The 24,196-nt window shown below is 69.9% G+C and carries 18 protein-coding genes; 7 read left to right on the top strand and 11 right to left on the bottom strand.

Annotation, left to right across the window (positions count from 1 at the left end; all coding sequences use genetic code 11):
* The first annotated feature begins 105 nt into the window (after positions 1 to 105).
* Positions 106 to 3,360 (top strand): glycosyl hydrolase 115 family protein, encoded by a 3,255-nt coding sequence (locus tag ACP4J0_RS14835; protein ID WP_426599136.1) that lies wholly within the window; start codon positions 106 to 108, stop codon positions 3,358 to 3,360.
* Positions 3,361 to 3,808: 448 nt separating this feature from the next.
* Here the strand turns inward: ACP4J0_RS14835 and ACP4J0_RS14830 are convergent, their stop codons facing one another.
* Positions 3,809 to 4,714 carry an NADP-dependent oxidoreductase gene (locus tag ACP4J0_RS14830; protein ID WP_426599162.1) on the bottom strand — a complete coding sequence of 302 codons (906 nt, stop codon included), beginning with the start codon at positions 4,712 to 4,714 and terminating at the stop codon, positions 3,809 to 3,811.
* 118 nt (positions 4,715 to 4,832) lie between these two features.
* Here ACP4J0_RS14830 and ACP4J0_RS14825 point away from each other — a divergent pair, with 118 nt between their 5' ends.
* Positions 4,833 to 5,294, top strand: a complete 462-nt coding sequence (locus ACP4J0_RS14825) for a MarR family winged helix-turn-helix transcriptional regulator (protein WP_426599135.1) — start codon at positions 4,833 to 4,835, stop codon at positions 5,292 to 5,294.
* A 156-nt stretch (positions 5,295 to 5,450) separates the two neighbouring features.
* On the opposite strand, the gene ACP4J0_RS14820 is transcribed toward ACP4J0_RS14825, so the two are convergent.
* The 3 genes from ACP4J0_RS14820 to ACP4J0_RS14810 all read right to left on the bottom strand — a co-directional run bounded on the left by ACP4J0_RS14820 (position 5,451) and on the right by ACP4J0_RS14810 (position 7,681).
* A complete protein-coding gene (locus ACP4J0_RS14820) occupies positions 5,451 to 6,038 on the bottom strand; it encodes a hypothetical protein (protein ID WP_426599134.1) in 588 nt (195 codons plus the stop codon).
* Between the two features lie 67 nt (positions 6,039 to 6,105).
* Positions 6,106 to 6,429: a DUF6083 domain-containing protein gene (locus ACP4J0_RS14815; protein ID WP_426599133.1), complete on the bottom strand. Its 324-nt coding sequence runs from the start codon at positions 6,427 to 6,429 to the stop codon at positions 6,106 to 6,108.
* A 751-nt stretch (positions 6,430 to 7,180) separates the two neighbouring features.
* On the bottom strand, positions 7,181 to 7,681 hold the full coding sequence (locus ACP4J0_RS14810; RefSeq protein ID WP_426599132.1) for an SMI1/KNR4 family protein: 501 nt from the start codon (positions 7,679 to 7,681) through the stop codon (positions 7,181 to 7,183).
* Positions 7,682 to 7,961: 280 nt separating this feature from the next.
* Here ACP4J0_RS14810 and ACP4J0_RS14805 point away from each other — a divergent pair, with 280 nt between their 5' ends.
* Positions 7,962 to 8,390: a DoxX family protein gene (locus ACP4J0_RS14805; protein WP_426599131.1), complete on the top strand. Its 429-nt coding sequence runs from the start codon at positions 7,962 to 7,964 to the stop codon at positions 8,388 to 8,390.
* A 23-nt stretch (positions 8,391 to 8,413) separates the two neighbouring features.
* Entirely contained in the window at positions 8,414 to 10,069 is a 1,656-nt protein-coding gene (locus ACP4J0_RS14800; protein ID WP_426599130.1) for an FAD-dependent oxidoreductase, read from the top strand.
* Positions 10,070 to 10,156: 87 nt separating this feature from the next.
* Here the strand turns inward: ACP4J0_RS14800 and ACP4J0_RS14795 are convergent, their stop codons facing one another.
* The 3 genes from ACP4J0_RS14795 to ACP4J0_RS14785 all read right to left on the bottom strand — a co-directional run bounded on the left by ACP4J0_RS14795 (position 10,157) and on the right by ACP4J0_RS14785 (position 13,066).
* Complete coding sequence (locus tag ACP4J0_RS14795; protein WP_426599129.1) at positions 10,157 to 10,903, bottom strand: SAM-dependent methyltransferase; 747 nt, start codon at positions 10,901 to 10,903, stop codon at positions 10,157 to 10,159.
* Between the two features lie 300 nt (positions 10,904 to 11,203).
* Positions 11,204 to 11,746 carry an MOSC domain-containing protein gene (locus ACP4J0_RS14790; RefSeq protein WP_426599128.1) on the bottom strand — a complete coding sequence of 181 codons (543 nt, stop codon included), beginning with the start codon at positions 11,744 to 11,746 and terminating at the stop codon, positions 11,204 to 11,206.
* Positions 11,747 to 12,061: 315 nt separating this feature from the next.
* Positions 12,062 to 13,066, bottom strand: coding sequence for a helix-turn-helix domain-containing protein (locus tag ACP4J0_RS14785; RefSeq protein ID WP_426599127.1), 1,005 nt, complete (start codon positions 13,064 to 13,066; stop codon positions 12,062 to 12,064).
* A 175-nt stretch (positions 13,067 to 13,241) separates the two neighbouring features.
* On the opposite strand from ACP4J0_RS14785, the gene lanKC reads away from it, so the two are divergent.
* The 3 genes from lanKC to ACP4J0_RS14770 all read left to right on the top strand — a co-directional run bounded on the left by lanKC (position 13,242) and on the right by ACP4J0_RS14770 (position 20,017).
* Positions 13,242 to 15,935: a class III lanthionine synthetase LanKC gene (gene lanKC, locus ACP4J0_RS14780; RefSeq protein WP_426599126.1), complete on the top strand. Its 2,694-nt coding sequence runs from the start codon at positions 13,242 to 13,244 to the stop codon at positions 15,933 to 15,935.
* A gap of 360 nt (positions 15,936 to 16,295) precedes the next feature.
* Positions 16,296 to 18,017, top strand: coding sequence for an ABC transporter ATP-binding protein (locus ACP4J0_RS14775; RefSeq protein ID WP_426599125.1), 1,722 nt, complete (start codon positions 16,296 to 16,298; stop codon positions 18,015 to 18,017).
* A gap of 11 nt (positions 18,018 to 18,028) precedes the next feature.
* The gene (locus ACP4J0_RS14770) at positions 18,029 to 20,017 is read left to right on the top strand and encodes an FAD/NAD(P)-binding protein (protein WP_426599124.1); all 1,989 of its coding nucleotides are present in this window, start codon (positions 18,029 to 18,031) and stop codon (positions 20,015 to 20,017) included.
* Between the two features lie 54 nt (positions 20,018 to 20,071).
* Here ACP4J0_RS14770 and ACP4J0_RS14765 read toward each other — a convergent pair whose 3' ends face one another.
* The 4 genes from ACP4J0_RS14765 to ACP4J0_RS14750 form a co-directional block, all read right to left on the bottom strand.
* Positions 20,072 to 21,523, bottom strand: a complete 1,452-nt coding sequence (locus tag ACP4J0_RS14765; protein WP_426599123.1) for an aldehyde dehydrogenase family protein — start codon at positions 21,521 to 21,523, stop codon at positions 20,072 to 20,074.
* Between the two features lie 488 nt (positions 21,524 to 22,011).
* On the bottom strand, positions 22,012 to 22,803 hold the full coding sequence (locus ACP4J0_RS14760; protein ID WP_426599122.1) for a VOC family protein: 792 nt from the start codon (positions 22,801 to 22,803) through the stop codon (positions 22,012 to 22,014).
* A 196-nt stretch (positions 22,804 to 22,999) separates the two neighbouring features.
* The gene (locus ACP4J0_RS14755) at positions 23,000 to 23,401 is read right to left on the bottom strand and encodes a hypothetical protein (protein ID WP_426599121.1); all 402 of its coding nucleotides are present in this window, start codon (positions 23,399 to 23,401) and stop codon (positions 23,000 to 23,002) included.
* Between the two features lie 138 nt (positions 23,402 to 23,539).
* Positions 23,540 to 24,193, bottom strand: coding sequence for a YceI family protein (locus ACP4J0_RS14750; protein ID WP_426599120.1), 654 nt, complete (start codon positions 24,191 to 24,193; stop codon positions 23,540 to 23,542).
* Positions 24,194 to 24,196: the final 3 nt, after the last annotated feature.

The raw sequence follows: 24,196 nt of genomic DNA, 5'->3' as shown, positions 1-24,196 counted from the left end.
CCGCGCGGACAGGCGACGCGTCGCGCGCTCCCCCCACACCTCCACCCCGCCCCACCCCACCCGCCCACCCCCGCCCCCGTTCCTTCCGTTCCGGAGGTCGAGTTCATGAGCAGGTCTTCCGAAGGCGGCACCCCCGCTTCCCCGTCCCTCCGCCGGCGTACGGTGCTGGCGGCGGCCGTGGCCACCGCGATGGCCGCCGGTGCCGTCCCCTCCTCCGCGACGGCCGCCGTCCCGGCCTCGCCGTTCGGGTCGGGTGCCGCCGCCGGGAGACCGGGGTCCGAGTCCGGCCCGTATCGCCGGTTCGTGTCCTTCGTCCCCGTCAAGAACGCCTTTCCGCTGGTGGCAGGCGGCCGGGCAGCGCCACTCGTGGCCGCCGAAGGCGATCACCCGGGCGTGGTGCGGGTCGTCGGGGATCTGCGCACGGACATCGGCCGGGTGACCGGCACCGAGCCCGCCGTCACGCACGACCTGCGGAAGGCAGGGGCCCGCGACATCGTGCTGGTGGGCACGCTGGGCCGCAGTCCGCTGATCGACGGCCTGGTAGAAGCCGGGAAGCTCGACGTGTCCGGTGTCGCGGGGAAGTGGGAGACGTCCCTCCAGCAGGTCGTGCGCGACCCGCTGCCGGGTGTGCGGCGCGCCCTCGTCGTCGCGGGCAGCGACCAGCGCGGAACGATCTTCGGGACGTACGAGGTGTCGCGGCAGATCGGAGTGTCGCCCTGGCACTTCTGGGACGATGTGCCGCCGCACCGCCACGACGAGCTGTACGTGCTGCCGGGCCGCCACACGCAGGGCACCCCGGCGGTGAAGTACCGCGGCTTCTTCATCAATGACGAGAACCCGGCACTCGGGACCTGGGCCCCGGCGTACTTCGGCCCCGGCCTGGCGCCCGGGTACCCGAACGGCTTCAACAGCAAGTTCTGGGAGAAGGTCTTCGAGGTCATGCTGCGGCTGAAGGCCAACTACCTGTGGCCCGCCGTGTGGGGCCGGGCCTTCGCCGAGGACGATCCGGAGAACCACGCGACCGCCAAACGCTACGGCGTTGTCATGGGGACTTCCCACGAGGCGCCGATGATGCGGGGCATCGAGGAGTGGAACCGCCACGCCGTCGCCGCGCAGCGCGACGCCGCCGGCGACATCACCGTCCCGGGGCATGACCCGTACGGCGGCACCGGCGAGTGGAGTTACCGCCGCAACCGCGCCGCCATCGAGGCGTACTGGCGCGACGGTGTCCGCCGCATGGTGGAGCAGGGCTTCGAGGGCGTCGTCACCCTCGGCATGCGCGGCAACGGTGACGTCAGCCTGCCCGACGGCGACGGCATCGAGCTGATGGAGTCCATCCTCGCTGCCCAGCGCCGCATCCTCGCCGAGGAGGCCGGGGCCGACCGGCTCACCGAGATCCCGCAGGTGCAGACGCTCTACAAGGAAGTCCAGCGGTACTGGGCCGAGGGCCTGCGCCCGCCCGACGACGTCACGGTGATCTTCTGCGACGACAACTGGGGCAACCTGCGCAAGCTCCCGGACCGGTCGATGGAGCCGCGCGCGGGCGGCTACGGGATCTACTACCACTTCGACTACGTCGGCGGCGGCCGCAACTACAAGTGGGTCGACACCGTCAACCTCGTCTCCACCTGGGAACAACTCCACCTCGCCTCCACGTACGGCGTGGACCGGCTGTGGGTGGTCAACGTCGGCGACATGAAGAACCACGAGCTGCCCCTTCAGTTCTTCCTGGACTACGCCTGGGACCCTGACCGATGGCCGCTGGAACGCCTCCCGGAGTGGGAACGGGAGTATGCGGAGGAGAACTTCGGCCCCCGGTACGCCGCCGCGATCGCCGACGTGCTGCACGCGTACGGTGTGCTCCAGGCCCGCCGCAAGCCCGAACTGCTGAACCGCCGGATCACCCTGGACCCGGCGAAGGAGCCGGCCAGCGACTCCTCGGCGGTGGTCTACGACGACCGGCAGAGCCCGTACCACCTCAATCACTACCGGGAGTTGGAGCGCGTCACCGGCGAGTGGCGGCAACTGGCGGCGCGCGCCGAGCGGATCGGGGCGCGGCTCCCGGCCGAGCGGCGGGACGCGTTCTTCCAGATCGTGCTCTACCAGGTCAAGGCGACGGCGAACCTGTACGCGCTGCGCGAGGCGGAGTTCACCAACCTCCATTACGCGGCACAGGGCCGGGCGGGGACGAACGCCCTGGCGGACACCACCGCCGCGCGTTTCGCCGACGACCGGGCGCTGTCGGACCACTACAACAACGAGTTGGCCGGCGGGAAGTGGAAGGGCTTCCAGACCCAGCCGAAGATCGGTTACGGGGATGTCGCGCGGTACGGTCCGGACGCGCCCTGGCAGCAGCCGCAGACACCGAACCATGTGGCGCTGCCCGACGAGGTGTTCCCGGCGGTCAAGCGCGTCGAGGTGCCGGCGGGGGCGGAGATGGGCGTCGGGATCGACGGCTCGGACGCGTGGTGGCCCGCCTCGGACACACCCGCGGTGCTGCCCGCGCTGAGCCCGTACCGGACCGCGCCCGACCCTTACGTCGAGGTGTTCAACCGCGGGCGGGAGGCGTTCGCGTACCGGATCGAGTCACCGGTGCCCTGGCTGACTGTCGAGCCCGCGCGGGGCCGGGTGACGGACCAGGTACGCGCGACGGTACGGGTGGACTGGCTCCGGGCGCCGCACGGCACCACCGAGGTGCCGCTGTCGGTGCACGGGCCGGGCGGCACCACGGTACGGGTGACGGCGCGGGCGGAGAACCCGCGGCTCGGGGTGCGCGAAGGGCGCCGGGGTTTCGTGGAGGCGTCGGGATACATCGCGATGGAGGCGGCACACGCCACCCGGACGGTGCAGACCGGTGGGGTGACCTGGCGGGAACTCCCGGACATCGGGCGGACGGGGTCCGGCATGACGCCGTGGCCGGTGACTGCACCGAGCCGCACCCCGGGCGGAAACAGCCCGCGACTGGAGTACGAGGTGACACTGACGACGGACCCGGGAACGGTGCGGGTGCTGGTGTACCTGTCACCGCGCAACAACGTGCTGCCGACGGAGGGCCAGCGGTACGCGGTGTCGTTCGACGACGCGACGCCCCGGACGGTGAACGTCACCCGGGTGACGGGCGCCGACGACACCTCGATGAACAAGCAGTGGGAACGGAACACCTCGGACAACACCAACCTGACCGTCACCGAGCACCCCCTCTCCGGCCCCGGCACCCACACCCTGAAACTCTGGATGGTCGACCCGACGGTGATCGTCCAGAGACTCGTGATCGACACAGGCGGCCTGGAGCCGAGCTATCTGGGCCCCCCGGAAAGCCACCGGGCCGATCGCACGGCGAGGCCGACGCGGACGGCCTGACGTCCGCCGGCTCGCCCAGTCCGGGCAGGCAGGCGACCTCACAGCCAGCCTCCCGGGCGACGCGGACGAGCGGCAGCAAGGCGCTCGGCGGCGGAGCACGTCTGCGTGGAGCGGTCAGTCCACCACGCGCAGTACCAGCCGCACGACGCTCATGACTCCTCGCCCGATCCACCCGAGCAGCCCTGTCTCCACGGCCAGCTCGGCAGCGTCCGCGGCCGCATCCCCCCGGTCCGACCGGGAAGAGCACCGGGAACAGGAACGAGGCCAACGGCGCTTCTGCGCACCGCACTTCCTACACATCACCATGGCCTCATTCTCTCCTTGCCTCCGGACCGCCCGTACACGCCCCGCCCGCCCGTCCGCCTTCCTCGGCCGCAGTCGCGTGGGCGGTGGCGAACTCCGCCATGCCGTCATGGGTTCACGGACTGCGCCCGGGCTGCGGTTGCCGCTACAGGGTGATGACGATCTTCCCCTGGGTGTGGCCGCGTTCGGCATCGCGGTGCGCTTCGGCGATCTCGTCCAGCGAGTAGGTTGCGGCGAGGTGGGGCGTGAACCTGCCCCGGCTGCCCAGTGCCGCACCCTCCGCGAGCACCGTGGCGTCGTTCTCCGCGTAGAGGTGCCGTACTCCGAGTTGGCCCGCGCGTGCCGCGTCGGCGACCGTCACGACGCGGTCCGCGTCGCCGGTGATGGCGACGAGGTCGGGGAGCGAGCCGGAGGCGGCCATGTCGAGCGCGGCGTCCACTCCCGCCGGGGCGAGTTCGCGGACTCGATCGGCCAGCCCTCGGCCGTAGGTGGTGGGCAGGGCCCCCAGCGTGCGCAGATAGGCGTGCTTGCCCGTGCTCGACGTGCCGATGACGGTGGCTCCGCGGGCCACCGCCATGGCGACGGCGGCGCTGCCCACTCCACCGGCTGCTCCTTCGATCAACAGCGTGCGGCCGGACAGGTCGCCGAGCGCGTTGAGCCCCCGGCCCGCGGTGGCGACGGCCAGCCCGGCCCCGGCGGCCTGTTCCAGCGTCCACGGTTCCGGCACCGGGGCCCAGGCGGTCAGTGTGGCGTACTGCGCGGTCGCTCCGAATATGCCGCCGAGGCCGAATACCCGGTCACCGACGGTGACGCCGGTGACGCCTTCGCCGACCTCGTCCACCACACCGGCGGCGTCGCGACCGGGGATCGCCGGGAAGCCGACCGGGAAGTGCGCGCGGACTTCCCCCGAGCGCAGCTTCCAGTCGACCGGGTTGACGCTGGCCGCAGTGACCTGGATACGGATCTCACCGGGACCGGCGTGCGGCTCCGGGACGTCCTCGATGACGAGTACGTCGGCGGGGCCGTAGTCGTGGTAGCGGGCAGCACGCATCATTACTCCTCTGTCGGCATTGCTTGCTTCGGAAACTAACTTAGAGTGTAAAGCTTTCCGCGGCAAGTACCTGAGAGTCACTCACCATGGAAAGTGTTTTCGCGCTACGATCGCGCGTGTGGAAGCGAATCACGAGCTTGTCCCGGCCGAGGCGGAGACGTGGGAGTCGCTGCTGTCGGTGCTCCTCTGGCTTCCGGCAGCGCTGGACGGACGGCTCAAGCAGCAGGGACTGAGCCATCACGAATTCCTGATCCTGTGGTGCCTGACGCAGCACCGGGGCCGCACGCACACCATGAGTTCACTCGCCGAGCTGTCCCGGGTCACCCCGTCGCACCTGTCCCGTATCGCGTCCCGGCTGGAGCGACAGGGCTGGCTCGTGCGCGAGCAGGACCCCTCGGACGCCCGCGTCACGGTCGCATCGCTGACGGAGGCGGGGTCGCTGAAGTACGCCCAGGCGGCGCCCGGCTACTACGCGGCCCTGCGCGAGCACCTCTTCGGCCGGCTCACCGAGGAACAGGCCAGACAACTCGGCGGGATCGCTGCGCGCATCGCACAGTCCCTCGATCCCCGCGCAGGCTGAGTCAGTCAATGGGCTCCGCCGCCGTGGGTACCGCCGGCCCCGCCCACCTGGGCGAGCTCGTGGAGCCCGGGACGGCGGCGCGTGCGTCTTCCCGGCCGTGGGCCAGGGCGATCCGCGACGCCAAGGCGTCCTCCGGCATCCGGGGATCGGCGGATGTCACAGGCCGGCCGACGGAGGCGGAGAGGTGAGCGGCTGCCCCCAGACGCGGAGCACCTGGTGGTCGGTGTATGCGTACACCAGGCGGTAGGCGGAGGCCGCGTCCGGGCTGTGGCGCAGTTCTTCGAGGTAGTGGTGGGCTTCCTGCTCGCTCTGGCGGGGCGTCCCGCACATCTGCCAGGCCTGCCCGTTCCACATCTCCGGGATCCAGCGTTTCCTCGGCTCGGGCTGATCGGAACGGATGCCGTACTGGCTCTGCACCCTCAGGGGCGCCGCCTCGTCCCCGGACGCAGGCGCAGGGCTGTCTCCTGAGCGTGGCCTGGGAGTGCGCAGGCCGGCCCGCCGACGGGTCTCACACAGCAGGCACCCGTCGAAGGCGTCGGGATCGACCGGGCCCGTGGGGTGCTCAGGACAGCGAGTGGTGGGCTTGGGCGTACTGATGGCGTCGTTCAGCAGGGCCAGCGATCGCTCGAGGTCCTGCCGGATCTCTTCCACGTGGGGGATGGCGTCTGCGTTGTCGAGGCGTTGCCCGTGCTCCCCCGCGACGCGCAGGGACCGGCCCAGTGCAACGAGTTGGGCGTGATTCACGGGTGCCTCCTCCGGGAGCGGCCGGGCCGGCGCACCGGCTCGGTCTCTCCATGCATGCTCGGGCTCTTCAGACGCTGCGGGTCAGGCGTAGCCGCATCGCCCGCCACAGTTCACCGGCACCTCGGCTGGTGTCGGGCCGGCTGCGGTGCAGGCCGGGACAGCAGGCGTCGTGCGCGACTTTCGCACTGCCGTAGTCACGGTGATGTGGACCGGGCCACGCGATGCCACCAACGAGATGGTAGACCTCGGTGTCGGCGAAGAGTCTGGCCGGGTAGTCACCGGGCACCAGAGCGATCCACGCCTGCTCCACCTCGGGCTCCCCGCCCTCGAGGACGCGGACCGGGTCGGGACCGGCCTGGGGCCGGTAGATGTTGACACCGTCGAAGTCCATGGTGCGGTGACGGTGCGTCGCCACAGTGCAGCGCGGGCACGGGACCGTCAGCTTTCGCCCCCACGCCGGCATCGGCTCTCCCGGTTCCTGCCGAGAAGGTGCCCTCACGTCCGCTCAGCCTCCCAGGTGTGCAGACCCGCGCCCCGCCACGGCATGGCCACGTAACGGTGACGAGGACAACTCTCAGAATAACGCCACAGACTGACGGGCCGACAGCTGTCAGCGAGCACGTCCAACGGCGCGACCTGCCGCCGCTGGCACAAGGCCTGCGGCCGTAGAGCCTGGTACCGGGTGGCAGGCAGCACATGGAGGCGGCGCTGCGTGACCGCGCCGAAGACGGTGACCGTGGCGCCCTGTACGTCCTTGTTCGACTGATGTGCGAGACGGGTCGGGTGCGAGAAGCCCAGGAGGTAGTCCAGGACATCGGCCCGGAGGACCAGTACGCCCGCGAGATTGTGGCCAGAGAGTGCTGGCCACAGGTGTCCGGCCATGACTTTCTCGTAAAGCTGCCGGTGTCGACCTCGGTGAGAATGTCGATCGAGCTTGACCAGGCGTTTCAGCTTGGCGCGGGTGCCTTCGAGTTCTTCGGCAGCGGTTCGCGGCCCGGGGCTTGGCAGACGCCCCTGGCAGACAACGTTCGCCCCGCCCGCCGTGACCGGTCAGTGGCAGGGACGACACGGGGGGCGGGGGGGGCGGGGCACGGTCTCGTGTGCGGGAGCGCGCTCAGCCGGGTGTCTCTTGCCCCCGGCTCTCACTCGAAGTCACGGGCAGCGGTGAGGCCTTCGACGAACGAACGGAAGTCCGGGGCGAGGACCAGTTCCGTGTCGAGGTCCGCCTCGAACCAGGTGACGGACGGTTCCCCGTGTCGGCCGCAGGCCCGGTAGTCGAGCCCGATCCAGCACGGACCGTCACCCGAGACCAGAACCACCGCGGCGGGCAGCCCCCATTCCCCGAGCAGGTACGGGCTGTCGAGCAGGGACATCGCTCCCTCGCGACGGCCGATGCCCATCACGCTGTCGAACGGGACGTGGTCGGCGCTCCAAGAGGTCGGCCGGCTCGTGGGGAAGGCATTGCGGCCGGCCGCGACCTGGCCCCCGTTTCGGTGGCGCAGCAGGTCGAGCAGGGAATTGGGGAGCGCGACGTTCAGCAGCCGCTGGGCCTCCGCAACCACCTGGTCGGTCAGGGCCGGCTGCACTGCGTACTCACTGCTGGTATCCCAGAGGGAACGCTGCAGATCCTCAAAGCGTGTCACGAGCAGCATCGTAGGAGCCACGCCCCGCGGTTGCCTCCCCACCAGAGATCAACTATTGGCGGCTTCTGGGCTCACCTCGGCGATCCCCCTTCCGGGCCGTCGGTCCTCGTCGCCGACCGCCTGACACATGCGTCGGTCGTCGTCCATTGGGGGGACCGTTGCTCTGTCGGGCGTCATGGGCGCGTGGCGGGGAGGGTTCCTCCGGGCGCGGTTGTTTCACTGGGGAGCAGGCCGGTCGTGAGGACCGAGCGCAGAGTCGCCCGCATGTCCGGAGGTCCGGTTGGAACCCCTGATCGCTCTGCTCGTCGGCTTCGGCCTGGCGCGGCTGGCCGGTGTGGCGGGAGTGGACGTGCTCGACGCCTGGCTGCCCTCGTTGCGGGTCGGGCTGGCGGTGATGTTCCTGTTCACCGGCTTCGCGCACTTCCACCACCGCCTGCGGGCGGAAATCGTCGACATGGTGCCACCGGTTCTGCCACGGCCCGATCTGCTGGTGACGCTCACCGGCGTCCTGCAGATCGTCGGGGCGGTCGGCCTGCTGATCCCGGCCACGGCGCTGTGGGCGGCGGTCTGCCTGATTCTGCTCCTCATCGTCCAGTATCCGGCCAACGTCTCCGCCGCCAAGCGCGGCACCAGTCAAGGGGACCCCATCGTCATGCGCACCGTTTACCAGCTCGTCTACATCGGCGCGTTGGCGCTGACGTTGATCTGACTGGCCCGGCAGGGGAAGGCGAAGTGAGTCGAGGCGATACATACGACGTCGCGATCGTGGGCTCCGGCGCGGCCGGGCTGTGTGCGGCGCTGACCGCCGCGGTGGCGGGCGCTTCGGTGGTGGTGCTGGAGGGCAGCGACCGGTGGGGCGGCGCCACCGCTGTCTCGGCGGGCCAGGTGTGGGCGCCGGGCAACCACCACATGCCCGAGGTGGGGGTCACCGACGACCCCGAGGAGGCCCTGGCCTATGTGTGCGACCGCACTCGAGGGCGCGACCGTAGTCTCGTCACCGCGTTCGTGCACGCCGCACCCCGGATGGTCCGGTTCGTGGAGGAGCACTCACCGATCCGCTTCACGCCTACCACCCTGGCCGACACCTTCACCGAAGCGCCCGGCTGGCGACCGCGCGGCCGCAACATCGAAGTCGCCCCGGTCGGTCTGGGTGACCTGGGCGATCCGGCGGACCTCTTCTGGCCGCCCCCTTTCTTCTCACCGGTCTTCACCAACGAGGAGATCACCCAGCTCCACCTGGTGACCGGCGGATCACCCCCTGCCGACCTGATCGAGGAGCGCACCACGGCCGGACGGGCGACCTTGGGCCAGGGGCTGGTGGCCGGTTTGCTCCATGCCTGCCGTTCCGCCGGCGTCCGCCTGCTCAACCGGCACCAGGTCACCGCTCTCACCACGACCGGTGAGCAGGGCAGGGTGACGGTCACAGGGGTCCGGGTGGAGGGCCGGCGTGCCTTCCCGGCACGGGCCGTGGTACTGGCCTGCGGCGGCTTCGAACACGACGCCGGCCTGCGCGAGAATCTGCTGGACGGTTCTTACGCCCACCCCGTCACGCCTCCCGTCGGCCGCGGCGACGCCCTGAGGCTGGCGGCCGAAGCGGGCGCGGCACTCGCCCACACGGGTGAGTGCTGGTCATGGCCGGTCATCCAACACCCCGGTGCCGCCTGGCCGGACGGGACGCCCCGGCCGGAACTGGTGATCGCCGAGCGCATGCTTCCGCACGTCATCTGGGTCAACTCCGCCGGCCGTCGCTTCGTCAACGAGTCCAGCCACAATGCCGCCCTCGCCTTCGCCGAGACCGACCCCAACACCGGACACCCCCGCAACGTGCCGGCCTGGGCCATTGCCGACGCCCAGTACCGCGCCCGCTACCCCTTCGCCGGCGCCCGCCCCGGACAGCCGCTGCCCACGCACGCCGTCCAGGCGGTTACCCCGGCCGAACTCGCCGAACACACAGGCATCGACGCTGCGACACTCACCTCGACGCTGCGGCGCTTCAACACGTTCGCCGCGCAGGGCCTCGACCCCGACTACGGCAGAGGTGCCACGGTCTACGACCGCGAAGGCGGGGACCCTGCCGCGCCCCACCCGAATCTCGGCACGGTCATCGAACCGCCGCTGTGCGCCGTGCCGGTCCTGGCCGGCTCGGTCGGCACCAAAGGCGGTCCTCTCACCGACGCGCGTGCCCGGGTCCTGCGCTGGAACGGCACGCCCGTACCGGGCCTGCACGCGGCGGGAAACGCCATGGCCGCCGTGATCGGCCCCGGCATCATCTCCCCGGGCGCGACCATCGGCTCCGCCCTCACCTGGGGCTGGATCGCCGGCACCACCGCGGCGGAGAGCAGATCACCACTGAACCGCTCCGGGCCTGATGGGGGCTCGACTCCCTGAGCGGATCGAGTCATGGCCCGCCCGTCCCCTTACCCGAAACGCGCGGGTCCGGGCAGCATGCTGCCCGGACCCGCGCTGCCCTCAGTGTCAGCGGCTCATCAGCGCGAAGACGCCCCAGCCGAGGTACTCACGGCTGTACTGCACGTAGCGGGCGGGCCCGGTGGCGAGTTCGGTCCTCACCTCGGCGGCCAGCTCGTCATCGGGGTTCCGGTCGAGCCAGCGGCGGAGGTTGAGCCACTGCGCCGCCTGGTACCGGTCCCAGCTGTCCTGGTCGGCCAGCACCATCTCCACGACGTCGTACCCGAGGTCGCCGAAGTGCCCGAGCAGCTCCGGCAGCATCCGGAAGTCGGCTCTGCTGCCGGCGTGGCAGCCTTCGACGACGTCCTGAGTCGGCGGTGCCTGACGCCAGTACGGCTCGCCGATCAGCATGAGGCCGCCCGGGCGGAGGCTGCGGCCCAGCAGCTCGACGGTGCCGGCCACGCCGTCGCCGATCCAGGTGGCGCCGATGCACGCGGCGAGATCGACCGGGTCTTCCGCGACGTAGCCGGAGGCATTGCCGTGGACGAAGTCGACCTGATCGGCGACTCCGAGTTCGGCGGCGCGGACCCGGGCCTTCTCGGTGAACACCGTGCTGATGTCCACCCCCGTCCCCGTGACGCGGTGGTCACGAGCCCAGGTACACAGCATTTCGCCCGTACCGCTGGCGAGGTCGAGCGCCCGCGTGCCCGGTGCCAGACGGAGCGCCTGGCCGAGCGTGGCGAGCTTGTCAGCGGTGAACGGGTTGTGGATGCGGTGACTGCTCTCGCGAATGGTCCAAATGCGTGGAAGATCCACAGGAGGGATTCCTTAGATTCGATGAGGTCCTGGCGTTCCTGGAGGGCGGCCGTCCGCAGTCGGCCACCACTGCTTGAACCGTCATCAAATGCACCCCGCTCGGACGTCTCGATCTTGAACTCGTGCAATCTAGAGCTCTCCCGGGCGACGTGTCCACCGATTTCGTGCGGCGCTGCCGGCCACGCGCGACCTCTGGACACCGGTCGGTGGCCGGGCGGCGTCCTCGTCCAGGACCCGGTGCTCGCGCTGGTCGGCGGGCAGGCGCGGCCGATGTCATGTCACGGTCTGACCAGGAGGACGTCAGACCCGCTCCAGGGCCCGATGCGGCCCACTGGGAAGCTCCGCCCTGATCGCGTCGCCCGGGCGCACCGTGCCGCCTTCCTTCACGATGCTCATGATTCCGGCCTTGCGTACGATGTTCCCGGCCTCGTCACGGCCGACGACCTGCTTCAGGAGCCCCTCCTGGAAGTTGTCGATCTGGAGGCAGGGATTCCGCAGGCCGGTCACCTCGAGGACTGCCTCGTCGCCGATGCGTAGCAGGGTGCCAACGGACAGGCCGAGCAGATCGATGCCGCGGGTGGTGATGTTCTCGCCGAGCTCGCCGGGCGCCACCGGGAACCCTTCTTCCCCGACCTCGGCGAAGAGCTCCTCATGGATGAGGTGGACCTGCCGCAAGTTCGGCTGGGTGGGGTCCTGTGCGACGCGCGAGCGGTGCTTGACCGTCACACCGGCGTGTACGTCGCCCTCCACACCGAGCCCGGCGAGCAGTGTGATGCTGTCGCGGTTCGGCTTGGTGAACGCGTACTCGCCGTTGCTGCTGACCGCCGCCACTATCCCGCTCATACCTCGGACCCCCTCCTCAGGAACAATGATCAGCCACGACCCTAACCTTCGGACCGCCGGGCGCGGCAGCCACCGTCAAACGCGGGTCAGGCCGTAGGTACTCGTTCCGGGCAGCTGAGCACCGCAGGACTCAACCCGGCGCGGAGGAACGGCCGTTCGGCGGCCCGACCGCTCCTCGAACCGTGCTGAGGGAGGGTCGGGCCCTGCACGCGAGATCGTCCCGGCCGAAATGAACAGAACCTGCAGCAGTGTGTGAACCCGTGCTTCCGTGCTTCCGTGCCAGTACGGACACGAGGACGGCTGAGGGCCGGCCCCTCACGAGGCGCAGCGTTGCCTCGTACGCGCGAGCCGGAAGTCCGAGGGGGCGACCCCGTACGCCTTGCGGAAGGCGCGGCTGAAGTCAGCCGCGTGGCGGAAACCCCACCGGGCAGCGATAGCGCTGATGGGGTGCGTGGCCAGGTGAGGAGCGGTCAGGTCGTAGCATGCGCGTTCCAGTCGCTGCTGCCGTATCGAGGCGGCCACCGTGATGCCGCGCTGCTGGAAGAGGCGTTGGAGGTGACGGCGCGAGATGTGGTGTTCGGCGGCGATCTGCGCGGGAGTCAGCTCGGGATCCTCCAGATGCCGCTGGATGTAGTCCTGGACACGGATGAACAGGCTGCCGTGGGCCTCCTCCGACGTGGCGTCCTCGCGCGTGTGCGCACCGAGCACCCCGGCGAGGAGTTCCAGCAGAACGCCGGAGAGCCGGTGCGCCTGTGCGGCGGAGAAGCTGCCGGGGTGGCGTAGGAGATCGACGAGCAGGCGCGACAGTGTCAGGCCGAACACGTTGTGCTGCCGCAGGGGCGTGACCAACAGTGAGTCCATCAGGTCGGTCGGCAGCGGGACCAGTTCCTTGGGGATCTGGAGCCGCAGCGCCACCAGGGACGAGGTCACGACATCGTGATGCTGGTGGGCGCGAGGGCCTCCGGCGTGGAACACATGGGGGCAGGAGGTGTCGGCCAGGAACATGTCGCCGGGTGTGAAGACCCTGGACCGGGCCGAGTTCCCCAGCTTCAGTTCGCCTTGCAGCGGGAGCACGAGGTGGTACTGGTCCGGGTCGACCGCTGCCCCGTGGAACGGCGTGCCCACCGCTGCCGCCGGCGGCTGGGCTAATCGGAGGAGTCGGAGGGCACCGAGGTCGAGCCTGTCGGCCAGCTCATGGAGGTGCTCGGGAGAGTCGATGGCCAGGTGGGACGGCCAGGGCATCAAGTCGATCTCGTCGCCCCACTGGTCGAACCGCTCGGCCGCGGGAAGCTCCTCGACTCTCAATCGCTCGGCTTGCATGCGGTTTACACCTTCCCCCGAATTGGTGGCGTAGACCAGGTGACTGTACCTGGCGCATACCGTCAAGGAGAAGTCCCGTTCTGCTAAGGACTACGTCTCGACGCCTTGGCAGACTCACTGACGTCACCGATGGAGGCAGTCCGGAATCTGCTGCTACGGAACGGGGGGTGATCCAATGGATCTCCGCTATCCGGCTTACTGCGTGGCCAACCCAAGATTTTACGAGACCCCGGAACGAGTGTCTCTGGATGAGGGTCGGGTGGACTATGGAAGCCACATTGAAACGCCGCCCGGATGGCGTCGCTCGGTCGAAGAGCAGTGGACCCGTATCCAGCCTCCGGCCGGAACGCCGAAACTTCCCGTGCAGGGCTGGAAGATACATGTTTCCAGCACTCCGGAGAATGCCGTCGAAACCTTGAAGAAGGTGGCCGACCACTGTTTCAGGCACACCCTTCACTTCAAGTTCCTTCCGCACTCCCTGGTCATGCAGGCGAGAAGCGCGAAGTACGCTCCCCGTGAAGCCAGCGGAAAGTTCATCACCGTCTACACCCGGAGCCCCGCGGAGCTGCGCAGAACGCTGGAGGACCTTGATCTGGAAATCGGCGGCTGGCCGGGACCGTACATCCTCAGCGACCTGCGCTGGAACGAGGGGCCGCTGTACGTCCGGTACGGGGCCTTCATGCTCCGGTTCGCCCACGTGGACGACGGCACCCAGGTCGCTGCGATCGAACGGCCCGACGGAGTGCTGGTGGCCGACCACCGCGAGCCGCGCTTCGTACTGCCCGAATGGGTCGAGGTTCCGGACTTCCTCGCGGAAACCGTCCATCCTCGAATGTCCGGCGAGCAGCCCTCGGAATTTCCGTACGACGTACTCGGAGTTCTTCATTTCTCCAACGGCGGCGGCGTCTACCGAGCCCGCCGACTCCGGGACGGAACGGAACTCGTCCTCAAGGAAGGCAGGCCCTATGCAGGACTGGACCGCACCGGTGAGGACGCGACTGCGCGGCTGCGGACGGAGTACGCGGTCCTGTCTGATCTGCAGGGACTTCCCGGCATCCCGCAGGTCTTCGATTACCACACCCTCGGCGGGCACGATTTCATGGCCATGGAGCATGTCTACGGCCAGTCCTTGCAGAGCTGGGTCGCACAGAACTACCTCTTCCTTTCGGGAACCGGTGACGGAAATGAGACCCAGGAATACCGGGAATCGGTGGACGTCATCATGGATCAGCTGGAACAGGCGGTACGGAACGTCCACGAGAGGGGGTACGTGTTCAACGACTTGCACCCCGGTAACGTCATGATTGACGAGGATCTCAACATCTCGTTGATCGATTTCGAAGCCGTGCAACGGCAAAGCGATGCCGGTCCGCGGCCACTCGGCGTTCCCGGATTCGCCGCACCCGACTCCTTACGTGGATTTCAGGCCGATCGCTACTCGCTCAGCGCCATCCGCCTGTGCCTGTACTTTCCGCTGATCTCACTCCTCGCGCTCTGCCCGGCCAAGGCGGCCACGTTCATCGACACGGCCCGGGACCGTCTGGAGCTGGACGAGGACGTGGTGACGGAGCTGCGCCGTTCCCTGGCGGCTCCCGGCCCGGCCCAGTCAGGCCTGCGACCCGCCGACCCGGAGCTGGCCTTCACCACGGCGGCCGGCCCCTGGCACCTCCAGGAGAGAGCGCTCCAGGCGTCGATCCGCCGTACGGCCACACCGGATCGGCAGGACCGGCTCTTCCCGGGCGACATCAATCAGTTCTTCCACGGCGGCGGCGGAATCGCCTTCGGTGCCGCCGGGGTGATCGACGCCCTGCACACCGCGGGAGGCACCGAACTCGACCCCTACGTCGACTGGCTGGAGCACGACATCTTCACCAGCCGTGTCCCACGGCTGGGGCTGTACGACGGAGCGGCCGGAATCTGCCGGGTCCTGCACCGGATGGGCCGTACGGACACCGCGTTCGCGATCTACGACAAGGTGGCCGAGGAGAGCGCGGGGCTGTTCGGGACGAAGTTGTTCGACGGTCTGTCCGGAATCGGACTGACCAGCCTGGACTTCTATCGTCGCTCGGCGGAGCCCCGCTTCCTCGACCACGCCGTCCACGCCGCGGGCGTCGTCGAGGAGGCCGTCGACTCCGGCAGGTTCGCCGTGGGTGCGGGCTCCCTCTCCGCCGACTCGCTGCTCAGGGACCGGAACGGAAACGCCGTCGAGAACTTCTGGGGCGGACTGCTGTACGGCTGGTCGGGACTGGCTCTCTTCATGATCCGGGTGTACGAGGTCACCGGCGAACAACGCTGGCGACGAGCGGCCGTTACCGCCCTCCACCGGGACCTGGACGAATGCGACGCCATGCCGGACGGCACCCTCCAGGTCAAGAACGGAGCCCGGGTGCTGCCCTATCTCGCGACGGGCAGCGCGGGTGTGGCCATGGTGGGTGACCTGCTCCTGCATCACGTGAGCGATGAGCGCATCGAGGGTGCCCTGCCGGAGCTGAGCCTCGCCTGTGTCACCGAGTTCAGCATCGGCGCGGGACTGTTCAACGGGAGAGCCGGGCTGATCGGCGCGCTGCACCAGGTGAAGCACCGCCTCGACTGGCCCGATGCGGACAAGCGCGTCGACGAGGGCGTGGCGTCCCTCAACCTCCACGCGCTGTGCGACGAGTTCGGCCTCGTCTTCCCCGGTGAGCAGAATCTCCGCGCCTCCACAGACCTGGGTACGGGATCGGCCGGCGTGCTCCAGCTCATCAACGTACTCGCGGGGAGGACCAGCGAACTGCTGCCGTTCCTCGGCCCAGAGCCGTGGACGCCTCCCCACCGTGACCCCTCGGCCACCGCGGCCGGCGCCGGAATCACCACCTCCGGGCAGCGCTGACCGCACCTCGCGGCCCTTGCCGCACACGGCCGAGAGCACCGCAGTTCGATCAGGGAGGGAGGTGAACATCATGGCGAACTTCGTACTGGGGCTTCAGGGAATGGAGTCCGAGGCGAACAACCAGGACGTCCTCGCGAGCAGCTGGACGTCGGTCTGCTGCAAGTGCAGCTGGGTCAGCACGAGCTGCTGACCCGACTCGGCCGCGTCGGGGGCGGGCCCACTGGCTCCGAGCCCTCGGCGTGGCCGGCCGGGACATCGGTGGAACGTACGAGAGAGCGGGTGGAGCGCCATGCCCTTCCTTCCGGAAGGACGACGATGAAGCAGGCCGGACGGGTGAGAACTCGTGATCTCGTGCGCTACATGCGTGGGCACGCGCTCGCCATGTCCCTCGCGGCGGTGCTCTCCCTCGTCGCCGCCGGCGGGACGCTCCTCCAGCCCGTGCTGGTGCGGTCGGTCATCGACGCCATCTCCGCGTCGCGGTCGACCATGGCTTCCACGGTCGCGCTGGTCTCGCTGCTGGTGGGAGCGGCCGTGATCAACGGGTTCCGGGACTACATGCTGCGGCGCGTCGGTGAGGGCGTCGTGCTGCGGATACGAGAGCGGCTCGCGGGGCATGTGCTGAGGCTCCCCGTCGCCGAGTACGACAGCCGCCGTACCGGGGATCTGCTCTCCCGCATCGGGGCGGACAGCTCGATGCTGCGGTCCGTCGTCACCTCGGGGTTGTTCGAGATCTTCACCGGGACGCTGATGATCATTGGCGCGGCGGTCGCCGCGTTCCTGGTCGACCCTCTGCTGTTCGCGGTCACCGCGGGGGGCCTCGTCGCCGGTTTCGCGGGAGCAGCGGTGATCGCGCACCGGACTCGCCCGGCCTCCGAGCAGGCCCAGGTGCTGCTCGGAGAAATGACGTCCGGACTGGAGCGCGCGATCGGCGGCGTACGGACGATCCGCGCCGCGCGGGCGGAGCAGCGGGAGACCGAGGCGATCGCGCACAGCGCCCGCCGTGCTTACGGGATGGGGCTGCGGCTCGCCCGACTGCAGGCGCTCACACTGCCCGTGGCGCACATCGCGACGCAGGGAGTGTTCCTGCTGGTCCTGGGTGTGGGAGGTGCCAGGGTCGCCTCCGGCGGGCTTTCGGTCGGTGACCTGGTGGCGTTCGTGCTCTTCCTGTTCTTCCTGATCATGCCGGTAGGTCAGCTCATCGGCGCCTACTCGCAGTTGCAGACCGGTCTCGGTGCGCTGCAACGCATCGAGGACGTGCTGCGCGTGCCGACCGAGACGGACGCGGACGTCGTAGGCGTGCAGCCGCCGCGAGAGGACGGAAGGGCTGCTGCGCTCTTCGGCGTCGGTTCCGTCCCCGCGCTCGCCTTCGACCGTGTGACGTTCGGTTACGGAAAGGGCGAGACGGTCGTGGAGGACATCAGCTTCACCGTCCCTACGGGCACCCGCACGGCCCTGGTCGGCCCGTCGGGCGCCGGCAAGTCGACCCTGCTGGCGCTGGCCGAGCGCTTCTACGACGTACGGTCCGGCGCGATACGGCTGCACGGGACCGACATCCGCGAGGTGTCGCGCGACGAACTGCGCAGTCGGCTCGGCTACGTGGAGCAGGAGGCACCGATTCTCGCCGGAACCCTCCGGGAGAACCTGTGCCTGTCCGCGCCGGGCATGTCCGACGACGACCTGACAGCCGTCCTGCGCAGCGTCAACCTCGACGGGATCGTGAAGCGGTCTCCGCTCGGACTGGACGCGCAGGTGGGCGAAGGCGGCGTCCTGCTGTCCGGCGGTGAACGCCAGCGCTTGGCCATAGCGCGTACGCTCCTCGCCGCGCCTCCGATCCTGCTGCTGGACGAGCCGACCAGCAATCTCGACGCCAAGAACGAGCAGGCGTTCCGCGCGGCGATCGACGCCGTCCCCACCGGCCACACGCTGCTGATCGTCGCCCATCGACTCGCCACCGTGGTCGACGCCGACCAGATCGTCGTCGTCGACCGCGGAAGGGTGGTCGGCGCGGGTACCCACGGCGAGCTCATCGAGTCCAGCACGCTCTACCGCGACCTGGCCTCCCATCAACTGCTCGTGGCCTGAAGGGAGGACCGATGAGCGAGATCCGCCGCGCCACCGGAGCCGACGACAGCGGCCCGGACCCGTACCGGGCGAAGAATCCGGGCATCGCGGTCGTCGGATGCGGACCACGCGGGACATCCGTACTCGAACGCATCGCCGCCAACATGCATCTCCTCGCCCCTGACGAACGCCTGGACATCCACGTCATCGACCCGTATCCAGCCGGTGCCGGACGGGTATGGCGCCACGACCAGTCCCCGCTGCTCTGGTCGAACACCCGGGCCGACGAGTGCACGCTCTTCACCGACGACACGGTCACCTGCCAGGGCCCTGCCGTCGAAGGCCCCACGCTGGAACAGTGGGCGCGGGATCTCGCCGCGGGACGTCTTCCCCTTCCGCCGGGCTACCAGCCGGCCCCAGGGGTGCGGGAGGAGGCCGCGCGCGTCCACGCCGGCTGGTTCGCCACACGGAAGCTCACGGGTGACTACCTCGCCTGGTCCTTCTGGCGGACCGCCGCTGCCGTGGCGTCCCGAGCCCGCGTCCGGACGCATCAGGCGCTCGCTGTGTCCCTGGGCGATCTGCCTGACGGCCGTCAGCGCATTCGACTCGACGACGGCGAGACCGTTGACGTGGACCTGGTGATCCTGGCGCAGGGCCACTTCCAGGTGAAACCGCAGGGTCCGGAGCCCCGGCTAGCCCAGCACGCGGCGGCCCACCGCCTCACCTACCAGCCGACGGCCTACACCTCCGACATCTCACTGGACGCGTTCCCCGCGGGCGAGCCCGTACTGATGCGCGGATTCGGGCTCACCTTCATCGACATCATGGTGCTCCTCACCGAGGGACGCGGCGGCCGCTTCCGGCGGGAGCCGTCGGGCGAGTTGTGCTACCTGCCGTCGGGCCGTGAACCCACGCTGTACGTGGGCTCACGCCGAGGTGTGCCGTACCGCTCGAAGTTCGCCTACGTCCTGCCGGGGCCGCCGCCCCGTATACCCCGCTACTTCTCCCCCGCCGACTTCGCCGACCACTCCCTGGATTTCGCCTCCGACCTGTGGCCCGCCCTCGCACGGGAACTGACCGTGGCCGGATACCGGGAGCTGGCCCACTCCCATCCCCACCGCCTCGGAGTCGACGCCGGGGAGTTCCTCGACCGGTTGGACGCCGCGCAGTGGCAGAGCCCTGAGTTCAAGGACCTGATCGAGCAGGCGGTGCCCGACAGCCGTGACCACATCGATGTCGACGGGCTGGACAGACCGCTGGCGACCCGCCGCTTCTCCGAGCCTGCGGCCCTGCGCACGTGGATGCTGAACTACCTCGCCGACGACCTGGAGCGAGGGCGGAACCCGCGGTACAGCGCTCATCTGGCCGTCTACCACGCCATCTTCTCGATCTCGCAGGCGCTGTGGGCCGTGGTCCAGCGGGGAGAGGTCGAGCCCGGCAGTGGAAGCCACAGCATGACGGCATTCTTCGACTTCTGCCGGTTCCGTACCAGTGGCCCGCCGGGACCACGTCTCGAACAGCTGCTGGCCCTCGCCCGAGCGGGCGTGGTCGACTTCGTCGGCGCGAACATGAAGGTGACCTGCCGAGGCGGCGTGTTCGAGGCGCGCACCAGCAGTCTGGACAGGGTCGTACAGGCCCGGGCTCTGATCGAGGCGCGCTTGCCGGGACGCGCTCTCACGCGCGTGGCCGACCCCCTGCTCCTCCACCTCATCGGCGAGCGTGCGATCAGGGAACAAGTGCAGACCGACCCCACCACCGGCCGGCGGCAGCCCACGGGCCTCATCGACACACTGCGTGCCCGCCCACTGGGGCTCGACGGCTCTCCGCACCCGAGACGCTTCGTCACCAGCCCGGGCGACTTCCCCCGGCCGCAGACCAACGACCCGTTCCTGCACCAGAGCGACGCGGTGGCCAGGGAGGCGCTCCAGGCACTTGTCGAGGCGCACAGCGGTTCCTTCGGTCACGCTTCGGCACCGTCTCCGATCCCACCTGCGCACGGTACTGCCCGACACCCGTCATGAGCGCGCCCGCGGCATCGGCTCATGGGCGGCCGGGCCGGGACACGCCTGCCGGGGTCAGAGGCTGATCACCCCGGTGCGCGTGTCGGTCATGTCCATCAGGGTCCACTTGCCGCCGATGCGGCCCCAGCCGGTGCCACGGGAACCGGCGCCGCCGAACGGCATGTTGATGTCCCACCAGTTGTTGGACTCGTTGACGAGGACCTGGCCGACCTCCATCTCCTCCATGAAGCGGAACGCGGAGGTCATACTGCGGGTGAAGACGGCCCCCTGGAGACCGAGGGCGTCGTCGTTGGCGATGCGCAGCAGGTCGTCCTCGTCGCGGCCGGTGATGATCGGGACGACCGGGCCGAAGGACTCCTCCTTGGACAGCAGGCTGTCCTCGGGGACGCCGTCGACCACCGTGAACTCGTAGTAGAGGTCGGTGGGCATGCCCTCGCGGCGCCGGCCGCCGGTGAGGATCCGCGCGCCGCGGGCACGGGCGTCCTGGATGTGGCGGTCCATCTTGGCCGCGACGCCCTCGTTGTTGAGGGGGCCGAGGACGGTCTTGTCGTCGAGGGGGTCGCCGAGGTGGACGCGCTCGGCCTCGCGCAGGACGGCCTCGACGAACGCGTCGTGGACGTCGGTGTGCACGACGACGCGCTCAGTGGCGCAGCAGACCTGTCCGGCGCAGGGGTAGGCACCGTCGACCGCGGCCTTGGCGGCGGCCTCGACGTCGGCGTCGGCGAGGACGACCAGAGGGCCGTTGCCGGAGCACTCCATCAGCGACCGCTTCAGCCCGGCCGCGGACTGGATCTTCGCGCCGGTGGCGGAGGAGCCGATGAAACCGATGGCATGGATGCCGGGGTGGCGGACGAGGGCGTCACCGAAGGCGCCGTCGCCGGGCAGGACACTCACCAGGCCCTCGGGGACCCCGGCGGCGGTGAGGGCCTCCATGGCCTTGAGCACGGTCAGTGGTGTGTTCGTCGGGGGCTTGACCACCAGTGCGTTGCCCGTGGCCAGGCCCGGGGCGGCGAACTCGGTGAACATCAGCAGCGGGAAGTTCCAGGGCGTGATGACCGCCCAGGTGCCCACCGGACGGTGGAAGGTGAACATCCGCTTGGAGGCGTCGCGAGAGGGCAGCGTCTCGCCGTGCAGGCGGACCGCGTCCTCGGCGTGCAGGCGGAACAGCTCGGCGGCCTCCGTCACGTCGGCGACCGACTCCGCCAGCGGCTTGCCCTGCTCCAGCGTCTGCAGCCGGGCGAGGTCGTCACGGCGCCGGTCGATCTCGTCCGCGATCCGGCGGCACAGCGCCGCGCGCTCCCAGACGTTGACCTTGGCCCACTCGGCCTGGGCGGCGTGTGCGGCGGAGACGGCCGCGTCCAGGTCGGCCGCCACGGGCAGCGGGACCGTGCCGACGTGCTCGCCGGTGGCAGGGCTGATCACGTCGCAGGTGTCGCTGCCGGCCCCGTCACGGAAGACGCCGCCGATGAACAACTGCTGGGACAGGGGAGGGACGGCCATGGCCATGGAAGGGGTCCTCTCAGCGCGACGGACGTTGCGGCAGATCAAACGTCAGCGCCATTTGGCCGTCAAGACACGCGATACGGCCACGTTCGTCATCGGCGATCGCCTGTGCGGCAGCCTTGACACCAGGTTCTTGCCGGTTCCGCAGGTCGGCGTGCCGCTGGTGGTGGAGTCCCGATGCTGTGGCCAAGGCCGGGGCTCCACCTCATTCCACCGCCGCGGATCCCGCATGGCCAGGGATCGCGAAGCGTGCACTGTGACGGCTCAGCACCCCACCGCCGGACCGCCGCGGGTGGCGGCCCGGGAAGGCCGGGGCCGCGCGGCTTCACCAAGCGTTCGACGCGCCCGTGTCGAAGAACGCCGCACCGACCACGCCGGCCGGCCCCCGGTGATCCCCCAGCGTGCGGTCATGCCGCGGGTGGTCGGCCGCTACGACAGCGGCGATCAGCGGATCACCCTGAGGTGGGTCACCGGCCCGGCGCGTGGTCCGGTCACGCCTGGGCCGGCGCGAGCACCACGAAGTCCGCGTTCGACGGATCGACGCACACGGCCAGCCGGCCGATGCCCTCCGCGTCCTCCGGACCCATCTGTACGCTGCCGCCGTGCTCGGTAACCGCGGCGACGGCGGCGTCGCAGTCGGTGACGGCGAAGACCGGGTGCCAGTACGATCGCCCGTTCGCCAGGGCGAGGTCCTGCTCGCGGACCTCCATGAGGCCGCCGTGCATGCGCTCCTCGGGGAGGCCGGCGGGAGTGATGAGAGAGTACGTGCCCCCGCCGCCCGGCAGTTCCATGTCGCCGAACCGCCAGCCGAGGACACCGCCGTAGAACTCCTTGGCCGCCGCCGCGTCGCTCGTGTACAGCTCGGTCCAGGACAGCGAGCCGGGTTCGTCCACCAGTTCGAGGCCTTTGTTCGTGCCCGGCTGCCATACGGCGAACTGGCCACCCGAAGGGTCGCTGTACTGGGCCATCCGCCCCCAGTCGTCGAGGTCCGTCGGCGCCACGCGCACCGTTCCGCCCGCGCTCCGCACGGCCTGGGTCGTGGCGTCCGCGTCGGAGACGCAGTAGTAGATCATCCAGGCGGAGCGCGCGCCTTCTTCGGTGAGCTTGCCGAGCCCGGCGACGGTCTTGCCGTCCCTGCGGAACATGCCGCCTTCCACGTCCTGTCCCATGGACTCGTAGTCCCAGCCGAGCACGGCGCTGTAGAAGGCCGCGGCGCCGCCGACGTCGGGGGTGCCGAGGTCGAGCCAGCAGGGTGAGCCCGGGACGAACTCGTTGGTGATCACGGCGATTCCCTTTCGCAGGTCCTGTGTGAACTCAGCGTGACACCTCTCGCTGACACTTGCCCGTTGTCCTGGGCCGCCCTGTGGCCCTCACCCCCACCGCGCGGACTCCGCGTCTCGTCCGTTTCCTTCGCGCCGACGCGGCGCCACCTCGGGAGGGGAGGGGCGCGCCGCTTCCAGGATGTGCGGGCAGCTCCGGTCACGCCCAGGGGGTCCTGGCGGCGACGGTGGAGTCCGGGCCGCGCGGCCGGTAGACGGCGAAGCCCAGGCTGGTGGTGGCTTCGGTCCGACCGGGCGGAGTGACGCCCGGGGCGAAGCGGCGGTCGAGGTACGGGTGAGACTGCGGGGAGAGCAGGACCCGTCCACCGCCGTTCAGGGTGCGGGCGAGGTCGTCGTCGGTGGGGCGAAGCCGTCCGCGGTCGTGCCGACCGCCTCGTCGCCGCCGATGGGCGCATAGGAGCCGGTCGGTCGGCCCGCCCGTGTCGGTGAGGACGGTGGTCAGGAGGGAACGGATGCCGGGGCCGGCGAGGTCGAGCGGCGGCGCGTACGGGGAGCGGCCGTTCAGTCCTTCCGGCGCGGCTGCGGCCGACAGGCCCGGCACGGCTCTCGCAGGGCGGCGCAGTGCCGGGCAGGTAGACCTCGGGAACGACCAGGTGGGTCCTGCGGTCCACCGCTCCGCGGCCGCGTCCTCGGGGGAGGGGCCGGCGGCCGGCCGGCCCGAGCGGCACACCAAGACCCTCTATGACATCGACCGGACCGCGGAGATGTCGAACTGGAGTCGGACCTTCTCGCTCACCATGGTGCCGCCCGCCTTCAAGCGCTGGTTGTAGACCAGGCCCCAGTCCCTGCGGTCGATGGTGGTGGTGCCGTCGAAACCGGCTCGTTCGAAGCCGAACGGGTCCAGGACCGAACCGAGGTAGTCGAGTTGCAGGTCGACGGGCCGGGTGACGTCGCGGATGGTCAGGTCCCCGGTCATGCGGAAGCTCTCTCCGCCCTCGTGGAGGGTGGAGGTACTGCGGAAGATCATCTCCGGGTAGCGGCGCACGTCGAAGAAGTCGCGGCCGACGAGGTGCGCGTCCCGTTGTTCCACGCCGGTGTCGACGCTGGCGACCCGGATGACGAGGTCGGCCCGCGACTGCGAGGGCCGGGCTCCGTCGAAGTACAACGTGCTGTCGTAGTCGAGGAAAGATCCCCGCACCGTGGTGACCATCGCGTGCCGGACGGAGAATCCGATGCGGCTGTGGGGTCGGTCGATGGTCCATCGCCCGGTCAGTGCGCGAAGTGCCGGGTCGAGCGCGGCACCCACGGTCGCGGTCTCCGGGACGGAGGTGCCGGTGTCGACGGCCGGGGCCGGCTCGATGACGTCGGTCTGGCGACGGCTGAAGATACCCATGAT

Origin of the sequence: Streptomyces sp. WG7, from assembly GCF_049975785.1 — a bacterium.
Classification (GTDB): domain Bacteria; phylum Actinomycetota; class Actinomycetes; order Streptomycetales; family Streptomycetaceae; genus Streptomyces.
Note: the sequence above shows the minus strand (reverse complement) of the source record. Positions and strands in the feature narration are given on the sequence as shown.